The following is a 24,869-nucleotide window of genomic DNA, read 5'->3' as shown; positions in this document are numbered from 1 at the left end:
GTTACCAGCCGTCCGGAATGGGCATCGAATAGGTCAGCGGCTTCTCCGGCATCACTTCGTCCATGATGTCGGAGTAGCCGGACTCCTGTCCGACCAGGTTCGGCTCGAAGCAGTAGCAATTGAACGTCTGCTGCAGCACGAGGTTGTTGCGGTCGTTGATCGCCGGCGGGTTTTCGTTGATCGCGATGAACGCGTCGTAAAGCGAGTCCCTGACGACGTACGCGTGCGCGGTGAGCGTCTCCACGGCCTTGACGATGTTCGGCGCGACGGGAATGGGCGGCGTGAAGTGATACGCGCCCAGGAACAGCATGTGCCAGTCGTCCGGCACTTGCGCGATGAACTCGGGGAAGCGCGCGGCGAACTCGGCGTCGAAGAACGCGTCGTCCTCGAAGATCAGGACTTCGCTCGCACCGGCGGCCTTCGCCTGTTTCACGGCCGCGAGATGGCTCATCGTGCAGCCGTAGTCCTGCGGACGCATGTGGCTCAACGATTCCGGCACGCTCACCTGTTTTGCATCGACGGCGGACAGCCGTTCCACCGTGACGATGTTCTGCTCTGCGAATTTTCGTTGCATCGCTTCCCAGCGGTCGGGGCGCCGGTCCAGGTTGATGCAGACCTTGCGGGCGAAAGTGTTGTCGATCGTCGGCGTTGATTTCAGTTTCATGAGGGTTGTTTTTCCAGGAACGAGTTGACATGGGCGGCGAGGGCGCCGGCATGCGGATCGAGCAGCATGGTCAGGTGGTCGCCGGGGACGTCCGTCACCGCGACGGGGAGCGTCGAGAAGCGGGACCATCCCCAGGCCGGGTCCAGGCGAAGCTGCGCGATCTCGGGCGACGGCGCGTAGTCGTCGGGATCGTGCTCGGTGCTGCGGAACAACGCGATCGGCACGGGCAGCGGCGTGGCGTGCGGCGCGTAGTGCGACTTGAAGTTGGCCTGATAGACGCGCAGGTACGCGCGCAGCCGGTCGGGCCCGGCGTCCGCGAACCAGCTGCCGCGGTCGCCGATCCGCGCGAGGATCAAGTCGGCCTGGCCGTCGGGATCGAGCGGGACGAGGTCGGCTCGCGTCACCTGGAGGTCGGCGCCGAGGAAGGTGCCGATTTCGTGGGCGATCGCGACCAGCCATTCGGTGTCGTCCCAGTCCTGCCAGTACGTGGCGGCCGGGCTGTCGATGGGCGCGGACGCGTCGAGGATCGCCAGCAGCTTCACGTCGGCGCCCTTGGCGACCAGTTGCCGGCTCATCTCGAGCGCCACGTGCGCGCCGAACGAGTGGCCCGCGAGGTAGTACGGACCCGCGCCCACCAGCGGCCAGATGCGTTCGACGTGACGGGCCGCGATGTCTTCCACGCGGGTGAGCGGCTCGCACGCGCCGTCGAGGCCGAGCGCTTCCAGCCCGTGAATCGCGTGGGCGCCGCTCAGGTGGTGCGCGAGCGGGTGGAAGTAGACCACGTTCCCGCCGGCGCCCGGCAGGAGGAAGAGCGGCGCGGCGGGCCCGCCGTCGCGAATCGGCACGAGTCCGCCGGCAGGCGCGGACGGCGCCTTCGTGGCGAGCGCCGCCGCCAGTTTCTCGATCGTCGGATTCTCGAAGAGGCAGGAAATCGGCAGCCGGCGATCGAACGCCTTCTCGACATGGGCCATCAACTGGATCGCGATGATCGAGTGGCCGCCGAGGTCGAAATAGTTGTCGCTGACCGCGATGTCGTCTCGTTTGAAGATCCGCTGCCAGATCTCCAGCAACGTGCGTTCGTCCGTGGTAGGCGCGACGGCGCGTGCCGCCGTGGCCGCACCGGCGGCGGCTTCGGTTGCCGGCCCGGCCGCATCGCGCGGCGCGCCCGGCTGGCCGTCGGCGGCCGGCGGGTCGGCGAGCTGGCCGGTCGGCTGGTCCGGGTGCTCGGCGAATCGCTCGAGCAACGTGCGGAGGGTGTCGAGCATCTGCCGCACGACATCCGGCGCGACGCGGTGCGCATCGTGCGAAATATGGAAGCCGATGCGCGCGTCCGGGTGCACGGTCAGGGTCAGCGGGTAGTTCGATTCCGCGAACGCGCGGGTGTCGAGGATCTCGATGTCGTCCGGCCCGAGCTCGGGGGCGGCGGCAACCGGGAAGTTCTCGAAGACCAGCAGGCTGTCGAACAGGCTGTCGCGGGCGGGCACTTCGCTCCACGACTGGATGTCGACCAGCGAGCTGTACGAGTGCGGCTCCATCGCCGTTTGGGCCGCGTGAACCTCTGCCAGCCATTCGGTGAAGGGCCGTTCGGGCGCGATACGCAGGCGCAGCGGCAGCGTGTTGATGAACAGCCCCACGATCGACTCGACGCCGTCGAGCAGCGGCGGCCGGCCGGACACGGTGACGCCGAAGACGACGTCGTCCGTTCCGGCGTGGCGTCGCAGCACCAACGCCCAGACCGCGCGGATCAGCACGTTGAGGGTGACGCGATGCGCACGCGTGAGCGCGTGCAGCCGCGCGGTCAGCGCCGCGTCCAGCAGGAATTGCTGGGTCCGGCGCTTGTCCTGCCGCGCGGCGTCGCCGGTCGTCTGCCGGGCCGGGCTGGCCGCGATCGGCGTGGCGGCACGGAAGCCGGCCAGCTCGGCGCGCCACCAGGCTTCGTCGGCGGCGCGCGGATGACGCGCGAGCCAGTCGATGTACGCGCGGTATCCGGGCGCCGACGCCGCGACCGCGGGCGTGCCGGCGCGCGCGAGCGACAGGTAGTCGTCGAACACCTCCTTCATCAGGGTCGCGGTGCTCCAGCCGTCGAGGATGATGTGGTGCGCGCTCCAGCAGAAGCGATGGCGCGTGTCGGTTTCCTGGATCAGCGTGCAGCGGAACAGCGGTGCCCGCTGCAGATCGAAGCCGCGCTTCCGGTCGTCGGCGAGGAATGCATCGAAGTCCTGCGCGCGGCGGGACGCATCGCGGTGCCGCCAGTCAAGGAACGTCCACGGCAGGTCGACCGTGTGCAGCACGGTCTGGACGGGCTGCTCGCGATCGGCCCACGCGAACGCGGTGCGCAGCACGGCATGGCGCGCGAGCGCATGGGCCCACGCCTGCCGGAGCGCCGGCACCTGGAGCGGGCCGCTGACGACGAAGCTGAACTGCTGGAAATAGGCGGCAGGATCCAGGTCGTACAGCGAATGGAACAGGATGCCCTGCTGCAGCGACGAGAGCGGATAGCTGTCGTCGATGTCGTCGGCTGCGGTGTCGGAGACCGACGCCGCGAAGTCGAGCAACCGGTCCCTGAAGTGCGCGGCCAGGTTCTCGACCGTCTGCCGCCGGTGGAGCCGCTCGCCGTAGCGCCAGTCCACCTGAAGCTTGCCGTCGACGACGGCGGCGACGATCTCGAACGCGTGCGTGCGCTGCGACCGCCCGGCACGCAGCGAACCGAGGTCTTCGGTCGCCGGGCGCCAGCCGTCGGATTGCTGCAACACGGTATCGAGCTGCCCGTGATAGTTGAAGAGGATATCGGCCCGCGGCAACGCGGCGAGACTGTCGCGCACGGCGGCGTCGGGGCTCAGGTAGCGCAGCAGCGCATAACCGAGACCGTCGGCCGGAATCCGGCGCAGCTGCTGCCGCGCGGCGCGCAGCGCTTGCTCCGGCGTGTGCATCGCGTCGGCGTCGAGCACGACGGGGTAGATGGACGTGAACCAGCCCACCGTCCGGGTGAGGTCGAGCGGCGCATCCGCCACGTGGCGGCCGTGACTCTCGAGATCGATCCGCGTGCGGGCGTTGCCGGTGACCATGCTGCAGGCTTGCGCGAGCGCGATGAGCAGCACGTCGTTGATGCGGGTGTCGTAGGCCCGTGGCAGCTGGCGCAGCAACGCGGTGGTGTCGGCTTCGTCCAGCTCGAATGAAACGGATGACGCGTCGCCGACCGCGTTGTTGGGCGCGCCCGCGGCCGGATAGTCGACCGGGATCGGCTCGACGGGTTGCGCGAGGAGCGCTTGCCACAGTCGCGCTTCGTCGCCGATGGCGGGCGACCGGGCCAATTGCTGCAGATGCAGCGCCCATTCACGGAACGACGTCGTCTTCGCGGGTAACGGCTGGCCGTGGTAGGCGGCATGCAGGTCCTCGAAGAGCACGCGCCACGACACGCCGTCCACCGCCAGGTGATGGATCGACACGAACAGGCGGGCGAGCGGCTCGCCGGCCACGCAGAAGAGCCGGGCCGCCAGCAACGGGCCATGCGTGATGTCGATGCCGCGCTCCGCGTCAGCGGCGGCGGCGCGCATCGCCGCCAGGCGCTCGCCGGCGTCGCCGGCGATCACCTGTTTCGCAAAGAGCGCCGGCATCTCGCCGCCGGCGACGACATGCTGGGTCCAGCGGCCCGCATCGTGCGAGAAACGCAGTCGCAACGCGTCGTGATGTTCGTGGACTTGCCGGAACGCGTCGGCCAGCCGCGACGCGTCGAGATCCGCCGGCACCTGGATCAGGACCGTTTGATTGAAGTGCGACGGCGCGTCGATTTCCTGTTCGAAGAACCAGTGCTGCACCGGCGTGAGCGGCGCATCGCCCAGCGGGCTCAGGGTCGGCACGCAGGCTGCCCGCTCCTCGGGCGCGGCGGCCAGCTGCGCGATCGTCTGATGCTGGAACAGCTGCTTCGCCGTCACGCGCAGCCCGGCCTGATTGGCGCGCGCGATTACCTGGATGCTCAGGATGGAGTCGCCGCCGAGTTCGAAGAAATTGTCGTGGATGCCGACGGCAGGCAGCTGCAGCACGTCTTGCCAGATCGACGCCAGCAGGATTTCCCGGGGCGTGACGGCGGGCGCGTGCGGCTGGGCCGCGTCGGCGACGTCGGCTGGGGCGGGCAGCGCCTTGCGGTTGATCTTGCCGTTGGGCAGCATCGGCAACGATGCCAGCGCGACGAACTGCGCCGGCACCATGTAGTCGGCGAGCTTGCCGCCGAGATATCCGCGCAGATCGGCGATGTCCGGCGCGGCGGTCGCGACATAGGCGATCAGGAACGTTCGGGCTCCTGCGGTTTTCGCGATCACGACGCAGTCGTCGACCGACGGATGCGTGCGCAGCGCGGCCTCGATTTCACCGGGTTCGATGCGCAGGCCGCGCAGCTTGATCTGGTGATCGATGCGGCCGAGGAACTCGATGTTGCCGTCGGGGCGGTAGCGCGCGAGATCGCCGGTGCGGTAGAGGCGCGCGAGCGGGTCGGCGGAGAACGGATCGGCGACGAACTTCTCGGCGCTCAGTTCAGGTTCGCCGTGGTAGCCGCGCCCGACCGGCGTGCCGCCGATCAGCAGTTCTCCGGGCACACCGATCGGCGTGGGCTGCATCTGCGCGTCGACGATGTAGAGGCGGGTGTTGGCGATCGGCCGGCCGATCGGGACGATGCGGTGCGGATCGTCGCGCCGGCATTCCCACGCGGTCACGTCGACAGCGGCCTCGGTCGGGCCGTAGAGGTTGTACAGCCTGACGTCCAGGCGCTCGAGGCAACGCTGCTGCAGGTCGTGGGGCAACGCCTCGCCGCTGCACACGACGCGGCGCAGCGATGCGCAGTGCGCGTCGAGGTCGGGGTGGTCGAGGAACGCACGCAGCATCGACGGCACGAAATGGAGCGTGGTGATGCGTTCGCGTTCGATGAGCTCGACCAGGTAGTCGGTCTCGCGCTGGCCGCCGGGTCGGGCGAACACGAGGCGCGCGCCGGTGACGAGCGGCCAGAAGAGTTCCCAGACCGAGACGTCGAAGCTGAAGGGTGTCTTCTGCAGCACGGCATCGTCGGCACCGAGCGCGTAGGCGTGCTGCATCCAGAGGATGCGGTTGGTGATCGCGCGATGAGTGTTGAGCGCGCCCTTGGGCCGGCCGGTCGAGCCGGACGTGTAGATCATGTAGGCGAGGTTGTCGCCGTTCAGCGCGGGCGCGGGGTTGGACGTCGCCGCGGCATCGAGGTCGAGCGAGTCGGTATCGACGACGATCACGTGTGCGTCGGTGTCGGGCAGCGCGTCGCGCAGATGCTGCTGGATGAGAAGCCAGCGCAACTGCGCGTGGTCGATCATGAAGCGCACGCGCTCGGCGGGGTAGTCGGGGTCGACGGGGACGTAGGCGCCGCCGGCCTTGAGGATCGCGAGCAATGCGACGCTCATGTCGAGGGAGCGCTCCATGGCGACGCCGACGAGCGCATCGGGGCCGACGCCGAGGTCAATGAGGCGATGGGCGAGGCGGTTGGCGCGCAGGTTGAGTTCGGCGTAGGTGAGCGCGGCGTCGTCGAAGACAACCGCGACGGCATCCGGCGTGCATTCGACCTGCTGTTCGAACAGGCGATGCAGCGGTTGCGCGGCGGCGTCGCCGAAATCCGTGTCGGTGCGGTTCCACTCGACCGTCAGCAGGTTCCGCTCGGCATCGCTCGTCAGCGGCAGTGCGCCGAGCGGCGCATCCGGATCGGCGATCACGGCATCGACGAGCGTGCGGAAGTGCTCCGCCATGCGATCGATCGTGGTGGCGTCGAACAGGTCGAGGTTGTATTCCAGCGAGCCCGCGAGGCCGTCGTCGTCATCCTGCACGTGCAGCGTGAGGTCGAACTTCGCGGTGTGGGTCTCGACCGACACCGGCGTGGCCACGAGACCGGGGAAGCTCACCGCCTGGGACGGCGCTTTCTCGTACGCGAACACGACCTGGAACACCGGCGTGCGGCTCAGGTTGCGTTCGAGCGCGAGCGAATCCACCACCTGCTCGAACGGAATCTCCTGGCGGCTGTAGCCATCCAGCGCGACGCGCTTCACGCGCGCCAGCAGTTCGCCGAAGGTCGGATTGCCCGACAGGTCCACGCGTAGCGCGAGCATGTTCGCGAAGAAGCCGATCAGCGGCTCGGTCATGCTCGAACGCCGGTTGGCGATCGGGGAGCCGATGACGAGGTCCTGCTGGTTGCTGTATCGCGACAGGAGCAGCGCATACGCGGCGAGCACGACCATGAACGTGCTGGTGCCGGACGCGCGCGCGATCGCACGCAGGCCGTCGGCGCGTTCGCCGTCCAGCTGGAACGGCAGCACCGCGCCGCGGAACTGCTGGACGGCGGGCCGCGGGCGGTCGGTGGGCAGTTCGATCAGGTCCGGCGCATCCGCCAGCGCGGCGCTCAGGAGCGCCAGTTCCCGATGCGTGTCGGCGGACGCCAGGCGTTCGTGCTGCCACACCGCGTAGTCCGCGTACTGGACAGCCAGTTCCGGCAGCGACTCGCCGGCATAGAGCGCGGCCAGCTCGCCGATCAGGATGCCTGACGACCATGCATCGGAGACGATGTGATGCATCACGATGCCGAAGACGTGCAGGCGCTCATGGACGCGATACAGCACGACGCGATAGAGCGGTCCGGAGGCGAGATCGAACGGGCGGTCGGCTTCCTCCGCGAGCCGCGCGAGCGTGTCGGATTCGCTGGCTGCGTCGACGACGTCGAGCGCGACCGGCGCCGGCGGCGCGATGCGTTGAACCCCGCGGCCGTCGACGGCGGGAAACGTCGTGCGCAGGATCTCGTGACGCCGGCTGATCTCGGACACGGCGGCCTGCAGGCGCGCGATGTCGAGTTCGCCGTCGAAGCGCAGCGCGCTCGAGATGTTGTAGGTGGCCGACGGGCCTTCCAGTTGCGCGAGGAACCACAGCCGCTGCTGCGGGAAGGACAGCGGCAGGTCGTTCGCGCGCGAGCGGGGCAGGATGGCGCCGGCCGTCGAACCGGCGTGCGGCGACGACGCTTCGATCAGGTCGGACACCGCGCTGATGGTCTGGAGTTCGAAGATCGCGTCGATGCCGATCTCGACGGAGAAGCTGCTCCAGATCCGCGAGACCAGCTGCATGGCTTGCAGCGAATCGCCGCCGTAGTCGAAGAAGCGGCCGGTGAGATCGACGGCCGGATTGTCGAGCACGTCGCGCCAGATGCGCACCAGCTCGAGCTGAATCGGCGTGGCGTCGAGCGGCGTGGCATCGAGACGGGCGTCGTCGAGCGCGGCGTTGGGCTCCAGCGCCAGCAGCGCCGGGCGATCCAGCTTGCCGTTGGCGTTGAGCGGAAATTCGGCGATCGGGATGATGTCGGACGGGACCATGTAGTCCGGCAGCTTCCCGGCCAGATAGGCCCGCAGGTCCGGCACGTTCAGGCTCGGCGCGCCCTTGACGTAGGCCGCCAGCTTGCGCACCCCGTGGGCGGATTCGCGCAGCATGACCGCCGCGCCGACGACATCCTCGTGCGCGGCGATCGCGGCCTCGATCTCGCCGAGTTCGACACGGTGCCCGCGGATCTTGACCTGGTGGTCGACGCGCCCGTAGCACTGGATACGTCCGTCGGGCAGCCACCGGCCGATGTCGCCGGTGCGATAGATGCGCGCTTCGCCGGGGAACGGATGCTCGACGAATTTCGCGGCGGTGACGTCGGGCCGCTGGTGGTAGCCGCGCGCGAGGCCGGCGCCGGCGAGGCAGATTTCCCCGGGCACGCCGAGCGGAACCGGCCGCAGCGCGTCGTCGAGCATGTACACGCGGGTGTCGGCGATGGGCCGGCCGATCAGCACCGTCGACGGCGCGTCCTCGACGCGCTCGACGATGCAGCCGACCGTCGCCTCGGTGGGACCGTACTCGTTGTAGATCTCGATCGCGGGATCGATCTTGCGCAGCGTGGCGATGTGCTGGGGCGTCAGTTCCTCGCCGCCGACGATCACCTTGCGCACGCCGGAGCGTGCCAGGTTCATGTACTCCAGCAGGTGAATGTGGGTGGGCGTGAGCTTGAGGGTGTCGACGCCGCTGCCGGGCTGGAACATCCGGGCCAGGATGGTGTCGATGCTCTCCGACTGCGGATAGATGCGCAGCGTCTTGCCGCGCACCAGCGGGCAGAAGAGGTTGGTGAGCGTGAAATCGAAGCAGAGCGAGCTGTACAGGCCGAAACTGCCGGTCGTGCTTTCCGGAAAGTAATACGCGGCGGCCCATGCGATGTAGTGGGCCAGGTTCCGGTGTTCGAGCAGGCAGCCCTTGGGTTTCCCGGTCGAGCCGGACGTGTAGAGCACGTAGGCCAGGTGCGCCGGTTCGGCACGGTACGGCGGGTTGTCCGGCCGCGGCGTCCAGCCGGGGAGTTCCTGGTCCAGCAGCAGCGTCACGCCGGAGAATTCATACCACTGCGCGAGCTGATTCGATTGGGTCACCAGCAGCGACAGGCCGGTGTCGCCGAGGATGTGATTGATCCGCTCGGCCGGATACGCCGGGTCCAGCGGAACGAACGCCGCCCCCGCCTTCAGGATGCCGAGAATCGCGACGATCATCCATTCGGAACGGTCGAGCATGATGCCGACCAGCGATTCCGGCCCGACGCCGTGGTGTTCGCGCAAGTGATGCGCGAGGCTGTTGGCCCGGGCGTTCAGGTCGGCGTAGGTCATCAGCGAACTGTCGGTGACCAGGGCCGGCGCCGTGGGCGTGCGGGCGACCTGCGCTTCGAACATGTCGACGACCGTCGGGTGGCTGGGGCCGGTCGTCGCGGTTTCGTTGAAGGCGGCCAGCAGCGGGCCCTCTTCCGGCGGGGCCGAGTCGATGTCGCCGACGGCCTTGTCGAGGTGTTCGAATGCCTCCAGCACCGCGCCGAGGCTGCCGGCGAAACCGTCGATGATGAAAGGCTCGATGGCGGCGCTGTAACGAAGCTCGATTTCGCCGCGCGCGAGCCGCAGATGCAACTGCAGGTCGTCGTCCCGGCCGGTCGGTGCGTGGTGCACCCGATCGTCCGCCAGCGCGACTTTCGTGAGCTGCGCGAGCGCCATGTCCTTTTCGTTGCGCACGAGCGTTTCAAGCGGGAAGTGAGGCTCGGCGTAGCTGTCTTCCACGATCGCGGCCACGCGCGACAGGTAGTCCTCGACGCGCTCGTCGGGACGGACCTCGATGATCAGCGGCACGGTGGCGGCCCGGGCCGACGGATGCGCGGCCAGCGCCGGCGTGCCGAGCACCGTGACCGGAATCCGGAAGTATTTCCAGAGCAGGAACGCAATGCCCGCCGCCGTGACGGCGAACTCGGCAAGCTCGCCGTCGCCGATGCGCCGCAACAGGTCGAGCGACGCGGGCGTGAGCCGCACCGTGCGGGACAGCGGGCGACCCGGTTGCTGATTCGGGGCGTACGCCGCGATCCGGTAGACGCCGGCGACCCGGGAAAGGCTTTCGCGCCAGAAACGCGCGGTGGAGGCATAGCGATGGTCGGTGACCAGCACGTTATTGTCTTGCACAGGACACTCCTTGAAACGTTTTGTTCACCTGAAACAACCCGAAGCGGCGCGCACGGCGCGCGCCGCTCGAACTCCGGACGATCCGCATCACGTCTTCTCCTCGAGCGCGTCGTCGGCCGTGACCTCGGGCGCGCGCTTCAGGCGCAGGCCGACGCGGGCCCGTGGGCCGGCGGCGGGGGCCTCGCCGGAGAGCGGGATGCGATCGACCGGCGTGGCCGGATCGCGGCGGAAGACGTCGTGGATCGCGAGCAGTCGATCGCGCATCGCGGCGATGGTCGACGGGCGGAACAGGTGGGTGTTGTAGATGAACTGGATCAGGTGCCGGCCTTCGCTTTCCACGACCTGGAAGGACAGGTCGAACTTGGCCGTCGTGTCCGCCGGCGAGAGGTCCGTGATGCGCAGGCCGGGCTGCGGCGCCGGCATCGACACGTGGTTCACCTGAATGTCGAAGATCGGAAAATGGCCCGCCGGGGTGCGGATCTTCAGGTCTTCCAGCAACACGTCGAACGGATAGGACGCGTGTTCCAGCGCTTGCGTGGAGGCCGTCGCCACGCCGTCGATCACGTCGGCGACGGTCGAGGATGCACGCACCGGCACGCGCAGCACGACGGTGTTGAGATACACGCCGATCTGCGATTCGAGCTGTTCGCTGTCGCGCCCGGCCGACACGCTGCCGATGACGATGTCCTCACGCCCGGTATAGCGGTGCATCAGCACGCAGAACGACGCGAGCAGCACCGCGTAGAGCGACGTATGGTGCGCGCGGGCCAGCGTCGCGAGTTCCGCCGCGTGCGGCGCCGGCAATTCGACTTCGAGCGTCTGCCCGGCATGACCGGGCCGCTCGGGACGCGGGAAGTCGGTTGCCAGTTGCAGGCGGGGCAGCGGCGCCGCCAGTTGCGCGAGCCAGTACGCGCGATGCGCGGCGGCACGCGGACCCGCGAGGCTCGCGTTGTGCCACGCGGCGTAGTCGCGATACTGGATCGGCAGCGGCGGCAGGTCGTGTCCCGCATACAGCGCATGCAGGTCGTCGGTCAGCACGCGGATCGACCACGCATCCGAGATCACGTGGTGCATGTTCAGCAGCAGCAGGTGCTTCACCGGCGAGAGCCGCACCAGCGTGACGCGAAACAGCGGCCCCGACGCGAGATCGAACGGCTGCTCGCTTGCCGCGCGAATCAGCGCGTCGATCGCCTGCGGCCCGGCATCGTCCGCGAGATCGTGCTGCTCGACCCGGAAGCCGGAGGCTTCGCGGCTGAGGATGCGTTGCCGCAACTCGCCTTCGATCATCGCGAATACGGTGCGCAGGCTCTCGTGGCGATCGACCAGCAGGTCGAACGCACGGACGAGGCGCGCCGTGTCGATGGCGCCGTCCAGCTGCAGCGCGCCCGCCATGTTGTACGTGGACGGATCCGCGCCGCGGCTGGCGAGCCAGATCCGCTTCTGTGCGCGGGACACCGCGTAGGACGGTTGCGCGGCCAGCGCCGGGATGAACGCGTCGTCGGCGGCGGCGCCGTCGGCGGGCATGGCAGCCAGCTTGCGCGCGAGCGCGCGCGGCGTCGGCGCATGGAAGATGTCGGCGACCGTGACGTCCAGCTTCAGTTCGCGCCGGATCCGGCTGACCAGCTGGATCGCCTTGAGGCTTTGGCCGCCCTGCTCGAAGAAATCGGCGTCGACGCCGTTCGGCCGGCGGCCGAGCACCTCGGCGAAGAGGCGCAGCAGCGCCGCTTCGACCGGCGTGCGCGGTTCGGCCGGCACGCCGTCGGGTACCGACGCGGCATCGGGGAGCGGCAGCGCGGCGCGGTTGATCTTGCCGTTCGGCATGACGGGCAGCGCCGGCAGCAGCATCACGGTGTCGGGCACCATATGCGCCGGCAGCGTGTCGCGCAGTGCGTCGCGCACGCGTGGGGGCGTCCAGCCGGTTCCCGACGCGTAGGCGCACAGGGTCATTTCGGCATCCGACGTTTCCCGGGCGACCACGACGGCGTGGGAGATGCCCGCGAGACCGGTCAGCGCGGCCTCGATTTCCCCGAGCTCGATGCGATAGCCACGGATCTTGACCTGGAAGTCGCGGCGGCCGAAGAAGTGGAGATTGCCGTCCGCGTCGAAGCAGCCGACGTCGCCGGTGCGATACAGGCGCGCGCCCGGTTCCGGACTGAACGGATCGTCGCGGAACACCGCCCGGGTGCGGGCTTCGTCGAACAGGTAGCCGCGCCCGACGCCGACGCCGCCGATGCAGATCTCGCCCTTGACGCCGGCCGGGCACGGATTCATGTCGGCATCCACGACGTAGAGGCGCAGGTTCTCGATCGGCCGGCCGATCGGAATCGCCGGCCGATCCGGCGCGCGCGTCAGGCTGTAATGCGCGACGGAGTCCGACGCTTCGGTCGGCCCGTACGCGTTGATGAGCCGGACCGCCGGATTCAGGCGGAACCACGCTTGCGCGGTGGCGGGCTGCAGCGTTTCGCCGATCGTCAGTAATGTTTCGAGGTGCGGGAAGGCCGGTGCCGCGTGCCGTTCCAGTTCGCCGAGAAAGGTCGCGAGATAGGACGGCACGAATTGCATCGCCGTGACGCGGTCGCGGTGCAGGCTGTCGATCAGGCGCGCGGGCTCGAGGATCACGGCATCGGGGTAGATCACCGTCGTGCCGCCCGACGCCAGCGCCGCGAAGCACTGCCAGACCGAAATATCGGAGCAGTGCGAAGCGGTCTGGGCGACCGCGCTCCGCGCGTCGAGCCCGACCCGGCGCGCCATCGCGAGCACGTGATTGAGCATGCCGCGATGTTCGACCATCGCGCCCTTCGGCTGGCCGGTCGAACCCGACGTGAAGATCACGTAGGCGAGGTCCGCGGGCCGGCAGCGCGGCGTCGGCGCTTCGGCATCCTGATGGGCGGGCAGGCGGGCGGGATCGACCAGCGGGATCGACGCCAGCGCCGGCGGCGGTTGGCAGTCCGTGCCGACGATGACGGCCGGCCGGGCCAGCGTCAGCAGGGTCTCGACCCGCTGGGCCGGATAGGCCGGATCGACCGGAACGTACGCCGCGCCGCACTTCCAGATCGCCAGGATCGTTTCCAGCATCAGCGGCGAGCGCGGCATCCAGACGGCGATCCGGTCGTCCGGCTGCAGCGGCGCCGTGTGCAGAAGCTGCGCGGCGATCCGGTTCGCGCCTTCGACGAGCGCCCGATAGGTGCGAACCTCCGTGCCGCAGCGCACCGCGATGCGCTCTGGATGCGCGGCGGCGACGGCCTCGATCAGTTCGGGCAGCGTCCGGTCGGACGGAACCGGCGCGCACGTGTCGTTCCAGCCGAGCAGGATGGCGTCCCGCTCGGCGGCAGTGAGAAGCGGAACATCGCGGTTCGGGCGATCTTCCGCGCCGGCCAGGCCGGTGAGCAGGGTCTCGACATGGCGCAGCAGGCGGACGATCGTGTCGCGATCGAACCGGCCGTCGTCGTACAGCACCTGCAGCGACAGGCGCTTGCCCGGCGTCACGACCAGCGTCAGCGGGTAGTTGTTCGGATCGGACACCTGGAATGCGCCGATCCGCAGGCCGGGCAGCGCATCGGCCAGCGCTTCTTCCACCGGATAGTTCTGGAAGATGAGCAGGCTGTCGAAGAGCGGCACGCCGGGCGGCAGGCCGGCGAATTTCTGGAGGTCGGCCAGCGGATAGTGCGCATAGTCCTCCTGCTGCGCGAGATCCAGCTGCAATTGCGCCAGCCACGCGGACGTCGGGCGCGCGTCGATGCGCACCCGCACCGGCAGCGTGTTGATGAACAGCCCGACCATTTCGTCCGACGCCGGCAGCGACGCGGGGCGACCGGACACGATCGTGCCGAACACGACGTCCGATTCGCCGCTGTAGCGGCTCAGCAGCTGCGCCCACGCGCCCTGCGCGAGCGTGTTCAGGGTGAGGCGGCGGGTTTGCGCGAACGCGACGAGCCGTTGCGTGTCGCGTTCGGAGAGCAGCAGCGCCTCTTCCACGTAGGCGCCCGGCGCGGCCGTGCCGTCGAGTTCGGGGCGGCCCAGCACGAGCGGCGTCGTCGCCGGGAAATCGGCGAGCTTCGTTTTCCAGAAACGTTCCGCGGCGGCGGCGTCCTGGCGCGCCAGCCAGCGCACGTAATCGGCGAAGGCGGGCGGCGCGTCCCGCTGCGGCGCGCCGTCGGCCGGCGGCGTCTGATAGGCGGCGGCCACTTCGCTCAGGAGGCGGGCGGAGCTCCACCCGTCGAGCAGGATGTGGTGATGGCTCCAATGGAAGCGCCAGGCGTGCTCGCCCACGCGGAACAGCGCGAGCCGCATCAGCGGCGCGCGGGTAAAGTCGAAGCCGCGCGCCCGGTCTTGCGCCACGTAGGCTTCCCAGCGCTGTTCGGCCTCCACGGCGGACGCCGCGCGCAGATCCTCGTCGTGCCACGGCAAGTCGATACGGCGATGCACGACCTGCACGGGGCTTTCGATGTCTTCCCAGTGAAACGCGGTGCGCAGGATGTCGTGCCGGTGCGCGACGGTCTCCCACGCGCGGCGGAACCGTTCGACGTCGAGCGCCCCGTCGATCCGGAAATTCAGGCTGCTGAAGTACGCATCCGACGCGGGTGCGTACAGGCTGTGGAACAGCATGCCCTGCTGGGTCGGTGTCAGCGGGTAGACGTCGGCGACCTCGTCCGGCCGCACCGACGCCGGCGCCTGCGGCAAGCCGGTCGCGGGCACGGTCGATGCGGACGGGACGGCATGGCCGGCGACCAGGGATTCGAGCGCCGCGATGTAGGCTTGCGCGACGCGCAGGATGGTGTCCGCGTCGTGGCAGGCCCGGCTGAATTCCCACGCCACGTGCAGGCGGTTGCCGGTCACGTACGCGTTGATGTCGAGCAGGTGCTCGCGCCGCTGGGTCGCGTGGCGGCCGTCCCCGCTCGGCTCCGCGGCCTGTTTCCAGTCGCGTGCGGCGGTGAACAGCTGGTCGGTCTGACCCAGGTAGTTGAACTGCAGGCGCGGCTGCGGAAGCGGGCCGTCGAGCCGGTCTTGCAGCAGGCCGCAGGTGATGCCCGCGTTCGGCACCGCGCGCAGTCGCGCCTTGACCGACGCGACCAGGCCGGCCGGATCGTGCGAACCGGCATCGACCGTCAGCACGACCGGGAACACCGACGTGAACCAGCCCACCGTGTGCGAGATGTCGAGGTCGTCGATCAGCTCCTCGCGCCCGTGCGCTTCGAGATCCAGCAGGACGTCGGCGCATCCGCTCCAGTCGCTGACGGCCCGCGCGAGCGCGGCCAGCAGCACGTCGTTGATCTGCGCGTCGTAGGCGCGGGGCGCGGCGCCCAGCAACGCCGTCGTCGCGGCTTCGCCGAGCTCGACCACGATCGTTTCGGCGGACGACACGGTATTGGCGTCGGCAGGCGCATCGCGATCGAGCGGCAGGCCGGGCAGCGCGGCACGCGCGAGCGCCTGCCAATGGGCGAGGTCGGCGTCGGCGGCGCCGGAGCCGGCCCAGGTCGAGATCGCCCGGGTCCAGGCGGTCCAGGTGGCGCTGCCGCCCGCGAATTCGGGCGCCTTGCCGTGGCGTAGGCGCGTATAGGCGTCGTACACGGTTTCGAGCAGCGCGCCCCATGACACGCCGTCGACCACCAGATGATGGGCGACCAGCAGCAGGCGGAGCGAACGGCCTGTGTCGACACGGAACAGGTCGGCGCGCACGACGGGGCCGTCCGCGAGATTCAGGCTCGCATGCGCTTGCGCGACGTGCTGCGCGAGCTGATCGCGCAGCACGTCGGACACGACGACGGGGACTTCCGGATCGTCGACGACTTCCTGGATCCAGCCGGACTCGCCCGCGCGAAAGCGCAGCCGCAGCGCGTCATGCCATTTGGCCGCGTGCCGCAGCGCCTGGCGTAGCAGGACCGGATCGACATCCGCCGGCACGTCGAGCAGGACCCCTTGGTTGTACTGGTTCGGGTCGTCCTGGTGCTGCGCGAAGAAACGCTTCTGGATGGGCGTCAGCGGCAGCGGGCCGGACGACGCGACGAACTCCGCCGCGCCGACCGTGCCGCGCGTCGCCACGGCGGCGAGTTCGGCCACCGTCGGATGCTGGAAGATGAGCCGGGTGGTGAGCTTCAGGCCCGCCTTCGCGGCCAGCGACACGATGCGCATGCTCAGGATCGAATCGCCGCCCAGCGCGAAGAGGTTGTCGTGGATGCCGGGCGACGGAATGCCCAGCGCCTCGCCCCAGATGCGGCACAGCAGCGTCTCGGTGGGCGTGCGCGGCGGCGTCGGCGCGTGCGCGGTGGCGGCCAGTCGCGCGCGGTCCAGCGGCGGCAGCGCCTTGCGGTCGATCTTGCCGTTGCCGCTCAGCGGCAGCGCGTCGAGCACCACGTAGATGCCGGGCACCATGTAGTCCGGCAGCGTCGCGGACAACGCGGCGGCGATCGCGGCGTCGCTCAGCGACGCGCCGTCGCGGAACGCGACATACGCGCACAGCGCGGCGCGGCCGGCCTCGTCGCGATAGTCGAGCGCGGCCGCCTGGCGGATTTCCGGAATGGCGGCCAGCGCGTTGTCGATCTCCCCGAGCTCGATGCGGTAGCCGCGGATCTTCAGCTGGTGGTCCTGGCGGCCGTGGAGCACGATCGTTCCATCGGGCAGATAGCAGCCGATGTCGCGGGTGCGGTACAGGCGGACCCCGCGCGCCGGATGGAACGGATCTTCGACGAACGCCTCCCGCGTGGCGGCCTCGTCGTTCAGATAGCCGCGGCCGACGGCGACGCCGGACACGCACAGCTCGCCGGGAATCCCGATCGGGCACAGGTTCATCTGCAGGTCGACGACGTAGAGGCGCACGTTGCGGATCGGCTTGCCGACCGGTACGTAAGGCGTGGTTGGCGCGCACGTCATGCGGTGCTGCGCGACGTCGTCGGACGCTTCGGCCGGGCCGTACGCGTTCACCAGCGGAATGTCCGGGAACACGTCGAACCACTGTTTCACCAGGGCCGGGCTGACCATCTCGCCGGTGACGAGCAGGTGCCGCAGGTGCCGCAGCAGCGCCGGCTGTTCCGATGCACGGTCGAGCACGGCGGACAGATAGGACGGCACCAGTTCGAGGATGCTGATCCGCGTGGCGTCCAGGTACGCGACGAAACGCGCGGGATCGCGAATGCAGTCGTCGTCGACGATCACGGTCTTGCCGCCGACGAGCGGCGCCGTGAAAAATTGCCAGACCGAAATATCGAAGCAATGCGGCGCGGTTTGCGCGATCACCGAATGCGCCGAGATCGAGAACTCGTCGATCTCGGCGAGCATGTGATTCAGCATGCCGGCGTGCTCGACCATCGCCCCTTTGGGCTTGCCGGTGGAGCCGGACGTGTAGATCACGTACGCGAGGCTGTCGGGCGACACGGGGCGGCCCGGATTGGTGTCGTTGTCGATCCCGGTGGCGGCGTCGAGCGACACGACCGGCGCGATCCCGGCCAGCTCCGCAGGCAGGAGCCCGTCGCTGGTGATCACGAGGGCGGCGCCGGAATCCTCGAGGATGGTGCGGATGCGCGCCACCGGATAGTCGGGGTCGATCGGAATATAGGCCGCGCCGCATTTCCAGACGGCGAGGATCGCCTCCATCAGGCGCGCCGACCGGCGCATGCAGATCGCGACCAGCGCATCCGGCCCCAGCTCGGCGGCGGCCAGCAGGCGGTGCGCGATGCGGTTGGCGCGCGCATTCAGCTCGCCCGCGCTCAGGACGTCATCGCGGTACTCGACCGCCGGCCGCTCGGGGTGCTCCGCGGCGGCCTGCTCCAGGCGATGCACCACGGTGAGCGCGGCGTCGAACGGCACGGCGGTGTCGTTGAAGGTCTCCAGCAACTGCCGGCGTTCGGCCTCGGGCAAGATCGGCACGCGGCCGAGCAGCCGGTTCGGCTCGGCCGCGAACGCGTCGAGCGTCGCGGCCACGTGGCCCAGCATCCGCTGCATCGTGTCTTCATCGAAGCGCCGCGGGTCGAACGACAGTTCCATCTTCCAGTCGTCGCGCGCCGTCACCACGAATTCGAGCGGAATGTCGGCGCGGTTGTAGAGCTGCACCTCGTCGACCGCCAGCCCGTGCGCGCCATGCGTGAGCGACGCGTCGAGCGGGTAATTCATGAACGTGATGTTGCTTTCGAACAGCGGCGTCGACGGCGGCACTTCGCTGCAGCGCTGAATGTCGGGCAACGGGGTGTGCTCGAACGGCGCACGGGCGGCCACGCGCGCCTGGATCATCTTCAGCCACGGCACCAGCGGCTGCCTCGGGTCGACCCGCACCCGCACCGGCACCGTGTTGATGAACAGGCCGAGCATGGTTTCGATCCCCGGCAGATTGGCGCCCCGCCCGGACACGACCGCGCCGAACACCACGTCGGTCTCCCCGCTGTAACGCGACAGCACGAGCGCCCAGGCCGCTTGCGCGAGGGTGTTGAGGGTGACGTGATGGCGGGCCGCGAATTGCCGCAGGCGCGCGCTCAGGTCGGCCGACAGGTCGGCCTGCACTTGCGCGAGGCCCTGGCCGAAGCGCTCGTCAGCGCCTGCGCGCGCGGCCGTGGGCAGCGGGGTCGGCGAGCGGAACCCTTCGAGATAGCGCGTCCAGTATTGCTGCGCGGCTTGCGGCTCGTGCTGCTGCAGCCACTGGATGTAGTCGCGATAGGGGCGCACCGGCGGCAGCGCCGGCGGCACGCCGCGCGCGAGCGCGCCATACACCTGGAAGATCTCCTCGATGACGAGCGACAGGCACCAGCCGTCGGCCAGGATGTGATGGTGGCTCCAGCTGAACAGGTACGCGTCGGCGGCGACGCGCGCCAGGCGACAGCGCACGAGCGGCGCGCGATCGAGCGCGAAACCCTCGGCCAGGTCGCTTTCGAGGTGCGCTTGCCACCGCGTGCGCTGCTCGTGTTCCGGCAGGTCGCGCCAGTCGTCCTGCACCCACGGCAGCGTGGCGTGCGCGTGCACGACCTGCATGGGCTTGTCGAATTCCTCCCAATGGAACGACGTGCGCATCACCGGATGCCGATCGATGAGCTGCTGCCATGCGGCATGAAACAGCGCGGTGTCGAGGCTGCCGGTGATCCGGCAACTGAGCTGGTTGAAGCTGCTTCTCGCGCCGGGCTCGTGCACGGCATGAAAGAGCATCCCCTCCTGCATCGGGGAGAGCGCGTAGATATCGGCGATGGTCGGGGATGTCACGATTTGATCCTTGAGACGAGGGCGTCCAGCGCTGCCTGGCTGATGCGCGCGGCCGGAAAATCCGACGGGCTCAGCGCGCGCGGGCCGTCGCCGCTGGCCGCGACGATCGACAGCAGACGGCTGCGGTAACACTGCGTCAGCTGCTCGATGACGCCGGGTGCGCAGGCCTCGCGGTTGTAGTGCCAGGTCAGGCGCAGGCGGCCGTCGAACACCATCCCGTCGATCTCGAACAGATGGCCGCGACGTGCGCGCGGGCTGTGCTCGGGGCTCTGGAAGTCGAGCACCGGCTTCCAGCCCGTGTCGTCGGCCAGCACGCGATCGACCTGGCCGAGATAGTTGAAGCGCACCGGCGCCGGCGGCTGCCGTTCCAGCGCGGCCGTGATGCCGGCGTCGCTGCCGAGGTAGCGGGCGATGCCGTAGCCGAGCCCGCGCATCGGCACCGCGCGCAGTTGCTCCTTGACGTGGCGCAGCGCGTCGACCGCCACGGTGGCGTCGCCGGCGTTCAGGAACACCGGATAGTGGGTGGTGAACCAGCCGATCGTGCGCGACGTATCGACGCCGTCGAACAGGTCCTCGCGGCCGTGGCCTTCGAGATCGACGACCAGCGACGCATTGCCGGTCCAGTCGCCGAATGCGAGCAGCAGGGCCGTCAGCAGGACTTCGTTGATCTGCGTGTTGAACGCACGCGGCACGTCCTGCAACAGCGCGAGCGTCTGCTGGGCGTCGAACTCGACGAGCGTCAAGCCGGCTTCGGCGCGGGTGCCGACCGGCATGTCGTCGAAGCACGCCGGCTCGCCGGCGTTCCCGTCGATCCAGTAGTCGAGCCCCAGACCGTCGAGCGCGGTCGCGCCGAGTTCGGACAGGCGCGTCGACCAGTCGCGCCACGCCGTCGTCCTGGCCGGGAGCTGCACCGCGTGGCCCGCTTCGAGCTGGCGGCACGCGGTGTACAGGTCTTCGAACAGGATGCGCCACGAGACGCCGTCGATCACCAGGTGATGCGCGACCACGAGCAGGCGCTGCGGCGCGTCGGGGCCGAACTGGAACAGGTGCGCGCGCAGCAGCGGCGGCGCCGACAGCGTGAAGTTCTCCTGCATGGCGGTGGCGGTCGCGAGCATCGCGGCCTGCCGTGCGGCAGGCGCCGCGTCCGCCAGCGACGTGACGCCGAGCGCAATGGCCAGCGGCGGCGCCGCATGCGCTTGCTGCCACGCACCGGCGACGCGCTCGAAACTCAGCCGCAGCGCGTCGTGATGCGTCGTGACGGCCGCGAGCGCGCGCTCGATCGTGTCCGGCCGCAGCGACGCGGGCACCTCGATCATCGTCGACTGGTTGTAGTGATGCGGATCGGCTACGTCCTGCGCGAAGAACCAGTGCTGGATCGGCGTCAGCGGGGCGGGGCCGACCACCGGCTCCTGCGCGATCCGGATCGACGGCGCTTCCACCGCTACCCGGGCGAGCTCGGCGATGGTCGGATGCGCGAAGAACTGGTCGGCGGTGAACTTGAGCCCGACCTGCTGGGCCAGCGACATCACCTGGATGATCAGGATCGAGTCGCCGCCCAGTTCGAAGAAGTTGTCGTGCACGCCGATCGGCTCGCGGCCCAGCACGTCGGACCAGATCCTGCCCAGGCGCGCCTCGACGTCATTGGCCGGGGCGACGTACGCGGCTTCGCTCGGCACGGGCGCCAGTTCCAGCGCGGCGAGCGCGTTGCGGTCGGGCTTGCCGTTCGGCGTCAGCGGCAGGCGCTCGAGCGTCACGATCGACGCCGGCACCATGAACTCGGGCAGACGCTCCTTCAGGTGTTCCCGCAGGCTGGCGACGCTGGCCGCAGCCGTCGCGACGCAGGCCACCAGCTGCCGGTGCTGCGGCGTGTCTTCGCGCACGAACACGATCGCATCGGCGACGCCGGCGTGCTGCCTCAGCGCCGCCTCGATCTCGCCCGTTTCGATCCGGTAGCCGCGAATTTTCACTTGCGTGTCGCGCCGCCCGGTGACTTCCAGGTTGCCGTCCGGCAGCCAGACGCCGAGGTCGCCGGTGCGATAGAGGCGCGCGCCCGCGTCGAACGGGTGATCGACGAACGCGGCGGCCGTCAGGTCGTCCCGGCCGACATAGCCGCGCGCCAGTGCGATGCCGGACACGCAGATCTCGCCCGTGCAGCCCTCGGGGGCCGGCGCCCCGTGCTCGTCGAGCAGGTACAGGTGCGTATTGCGGATCGGGCGGCCCACCGGCAGACGGGCGCCGTAGGTGACGGCCGGGTCGACCACGTAGTCCGTGATGCACACGGTTGCCTCGGTCGGGCCGTACGAGTTGTGGCACGTGCGGGTCCGGGCCAGCTCGCGCAGATCCGCCACGCGGGCGTTGTCGCCCGCGCTGATGACCCGGGTCACGGCGCCGAGCGCGGGCCAGTCGAGCGCGGCGAGATAGGCCGGCGTCGCGTTGACGGTGGTGACGCCCTGCTGCGCGAGGTAGTCGACGAAACGCGGCACGTCCCGGATCACGGCGGGCTTTGCCAGCACCAGGCGCGCGCCCGCGAGCAGCGTGACGAAGATCTCCATGATCGAGCCGTCGAAGCCCGGGGAGTAGAACTGGACGAACCGGTCGGCGGCATCGAAACCGAACGCGTCCACATGGTATTGCGCCATGTTCAGGAGCCCTGCGTGTTCGAGCACGACGCCCTTGGGCACGCCCGTGGAGCCGGACGTGTAGATGATGTACGCCGCATCGTCCGGCCGGACCTCGACCGGCGCCGATGCCGACGCGGGTGCCAGCGTGTCGAGCTGGAAGTCGAGGGCGAACATCGGGATCGCCCAGAAGTCGGCGAGCAACGGCAGGTGTTCCGAGTGCGTCAGCAGCGCCTTGACCTTCGCATCCTCGATCATGAAGCGCAGCCGCTCCCGCGGAAACTCCGGGTCGAGCGGCAGATATACCGCGCCCGCCTTGAGCGCGCCGAGCAGGCCGACGATCCAGCGCTCGGACCGGTCGGCCACCACGCCCACCACGTCGCCGCGTTCGATCGCGTATTCCGCGAGCAGGAAGCTCGCCAGCCGGGACGCCTGGTCGTCGAGTTCGGCATAGGTCAGCGACGCGTCGGCGGTCACCACCGCGACGCTGTCCGGCGCGGCCGCGACCCGTTGCGCGAACTGTTCCAGGAAGGTGCCGTCGACCGCGACGGGCGCCGCCTGCGAGCGCAGGCGCGCGCGCTCGTCGTCGTCGAGCAGCGAGACGGTGTCGAGCGGCGCATCCAGTGCGCCGAAGCCGGCCACGACGTTGCGCAGGTGCCGCGCGAGATGCCGCAGATAATGCAGCGTGAACACCGTCGGCCGGCCCGTCAGCACGATCTCGTAGCGCTCGCGATGGCGGATCTCGATCGACAGGTCGTAGTCGGCCGATGTCCAGGCTTCGTGAAGGCCGTCGAAGCGCACGCCGACGTTGGTCGCGCGCCGTTCGCCATGCAGCTTGTGCGCGAGGGCGGCGACCGGGAAATCCTGGTACGAATAGCTGCGCTGCACCGCGTCGCGCAACTGGTTCAGGTACGCGCGAACCGTCGGGCCGGGCGCGCCGGCGTCGAGCAGCGAGACGGGCTCGGCGGCGCCGCTCGCGGGTCCGGCGATCAGCGGCGGCGACGCCACGAACAGGCCGGCCGCGCCGTTGTAGCGCCCCAGCACGCGGAACAGCGCGGCCAGCAGCACGACGAACGCGCCCAGCGCGTTGCCGGCGGCGAGCTTCTCCAGCACCGGCGCCGCGTCGCCGTCGAGCGCGAACGTCAGGGTCGGCTCGGGGCCGAGCGGCAGCGCATACGCCTGCCACGCCTGCTGAAGGCGGAAGTCCTCGTCGAGGCGGCCGAGCGCGTCGGTCCAGAACGCCACGTGTTCCTGGTATTGCCCGCTCGTCGAGAGCGCGTTGAGATTCAGTTCTGACAAAGCACGATCTCCCTCGTCGCGTACAGGATTTCGGACGCGATGCCCTTGGCCCGGCAGTGCGCGACGAACTGGGTGGACTGGATGTGGCTGGGCGAGTTTTCGTCGAAGGTGTTGTCGAGCAGGTGGTTCAGCCACGGCTCCTGACCCATCGCATAGACATACGCCGCGTTGAACGCGAAATCGTCCACCAGCGCGGCGGCTTCGCCGAACTGGCAGCCGCGCGCCCGGCGCGACTGGTCGATGTCGCGCGGCAGCGCCTTCGGAAACAGCGGGCCGTAGACCCATGACGGCGGCGCGCCCTCGGTTTCCATCCCGACGAACAGCGTGTCCGGCTTGCCGGCAAGGCGGAAGACATGCTCGTAGAGGCGCGGGTCCAGGTTGCACGAATCGGCGATGCACAGCACCGAGCGCGAGCCGAAGCGGATCATGAAGCTCTGCTTGCTGTGGATCGCCAGGTCGTTGTGTTCGCCCAGGAACGGAATGGCGGTGATGGCGCCGCCGGGCAGCTTGATTTCCTGGGCATCCCGAACTTCCAGCACGTCGTCGAAGCCGAGCTTGCGCAACGCCAGTTCCATCGACGGATCTTGCGGAAAGCCGTCGAGATTGCGGCCGACCACCACGGTCTTGACTTTGTGGCGAAGCTGCAGCAGCGTCTCGAGGACGATGTGATCGTGATGGCTGTGCGTGATCAGCACGTAGTCGATCTGGTCCGGCAGGTCGGCGAACGTGTAGCGCGGCAGCGCGGTGTCGTAGCCGTAGCTGATCACCGGATCGATCAGGATGCTCACGCCGCGGCTCTGGATCAGCACGCACGCGTGGCCGTAGTAGCGGATGCGGATGTCGTCGCCGTCGAACGAACGATCCGGTTTCGGCGCCGGCGCCTCCTCGGTGAAGAACGTGCGGAACAGCGGCTCGTCCTGCTCCGCCACGCGCATCAGGTCGACGATCTTCGCGTAGCTGCCGGGCGTGTCGCGCATGCGGAACAGCGTGTCGAGCGCGCGGTCGTCGAACGCCATGTTGCAGAACACCGTGCGATCGTCGCGGAGCCGGGGCGTGCTGAGGATGAACGGCCGCGGCGTGTGCTCCTCGATCGCCGACAGCGCGATGCTCTGCGCATCGCGCGCATAGAACGGACTCGCGTACAGCAGGCTTTCGAACACCCGGAAGGACGGGTTGTGGTTCAGGTCGTAGTAGATCTCGACATAGCCCTTCAACACCTCCGGAATCTCGGGGTAGAGCGGGTCCGACGCCATCCCCGTGGCCTGTTCCAGCAGCAGCGTGGAGAACGCCTTGTAGGCCTTCGCCAGTTCCAGTTGCCGGGTCGCGCGCTGGGTGGTCTGCTCGATCAGCGCGCGGATTTCGTCGACGCGCTGGCCGCCCAGGTCGAGGAACGGGCCGCCGCGCATCGCGGGATCCTTGCAGGCCGCCGCATGCATCATCGGCGATGCCGCATAGGACTTCAGCAGCGGCAGGAACCGTTCGGCCACGTTGAGGGCGGCGGTCAACGGCGGCAGCGTGTGATACCACGCGTACCAGCTGTTGATCAGCGGTTCGAACTGGATGTTGTGTCGCAGGTAGACCTGCGTGCTCGACGAAATGGTCAAC

At 69.3% G+C, this 24,869-nt stretch carries 5 protein-coding genes; all 5 read right to left on the bottom strand.

What is annotated here, in order from left to right; translation table 11 throughout:
- Position 1: 1 nt before the first annotated feature.
- The 5 genes from CFB39_RS34650 to CFB39_RS34630 all read right to left on the bottom strand — a co-directional run bounded on the left by CFB39_RS34650 (position 2) and on the right by CFB39_RS34630 (position 24,868).
- Complete coding sequence (locus tag CFB39_RS34650) at positions 2–664, bottom strand: glycosyltransferase family 25 protein (protein WP_244115297.1); 663 nt, start codon at positions 662–664, stop codon at positions 2–4.
- A complete protein-coding gene (locus CFB39_RS34645; RefSeq protein WP_089476345.1) occupies positions 661–10,170 on the bottom strand; it encodes a non-ribosomal peptide synthetase in 9,510 nt (3,169 codons plus the stop codon). Before CFB39_RS34645 ends, CFB39_RS34650 begins: the two co-directional genes overlap by 4 nt.
- Positions 10,171–10,257: 87 nt before the next feature.
- Positions 10,258–19,347 (bottom strand): non-ribosomal peptide synthetase, encoded by a 9,090-nt coding sequence (locus CFB39_RS34640; RefSeq protein WP_089476344.1) that lies wholly within the window; start codon positions 19,345–19,347, stop codon positions 10,258–10,260.
- Entirely contained in the window at positions 19,344–23,264 is a 3,921-nt protein-coding gene (locus CFB39_RS34635) for a non-ribosomal peptide synthetase (RefSeq protein WP_089476343.1), read from the bottom strand. The genes CFB39_RS34640 and CFB39_RS34635 overlap by 4 nt, the downstream gene beginning before the upstream one ends.
- On the bottom strand, positions 23,252–24,868 hold the full coding sequence (locus CFB39_RS34630; protein WP_089476342.1) for an MBL fold metallo-hydrolase: 1,617 nt from the start codon (positions 24,866–24,868) through the stop codon (positions 23,252–23,254). Before CFB39_RS34630 ends, CFB39_RS34635 begins: the two co-directional genes overlap by 13 nt.
- Between the last annotated feature and the right edge of the window lies 1 nt (position 24,869).

The organism is Burkholderia sp. AU6039 (assembly GCF_002223365.1).
Lineage (GTDB): Bacteria > Pseudomonadota > Gammaproteobacteria > Burkholderiales > Burkholderiaceae > Burkholderia.
The sequence above is the reverse complement of the archived record's forward strand: the minus strand, read 5'-3'. Positions and strand labels throughout refer to the sequence as shown.

Excerpts from the sequence above, each read along its gene's own strand:
- CFB39_RS34650 (WP_244115297.1), bottom strand. The coding sequence starts at position 664 with ATGAAACTGAAATCAACGCCGACGATCGACAACACTTTCGCCCGCAAG.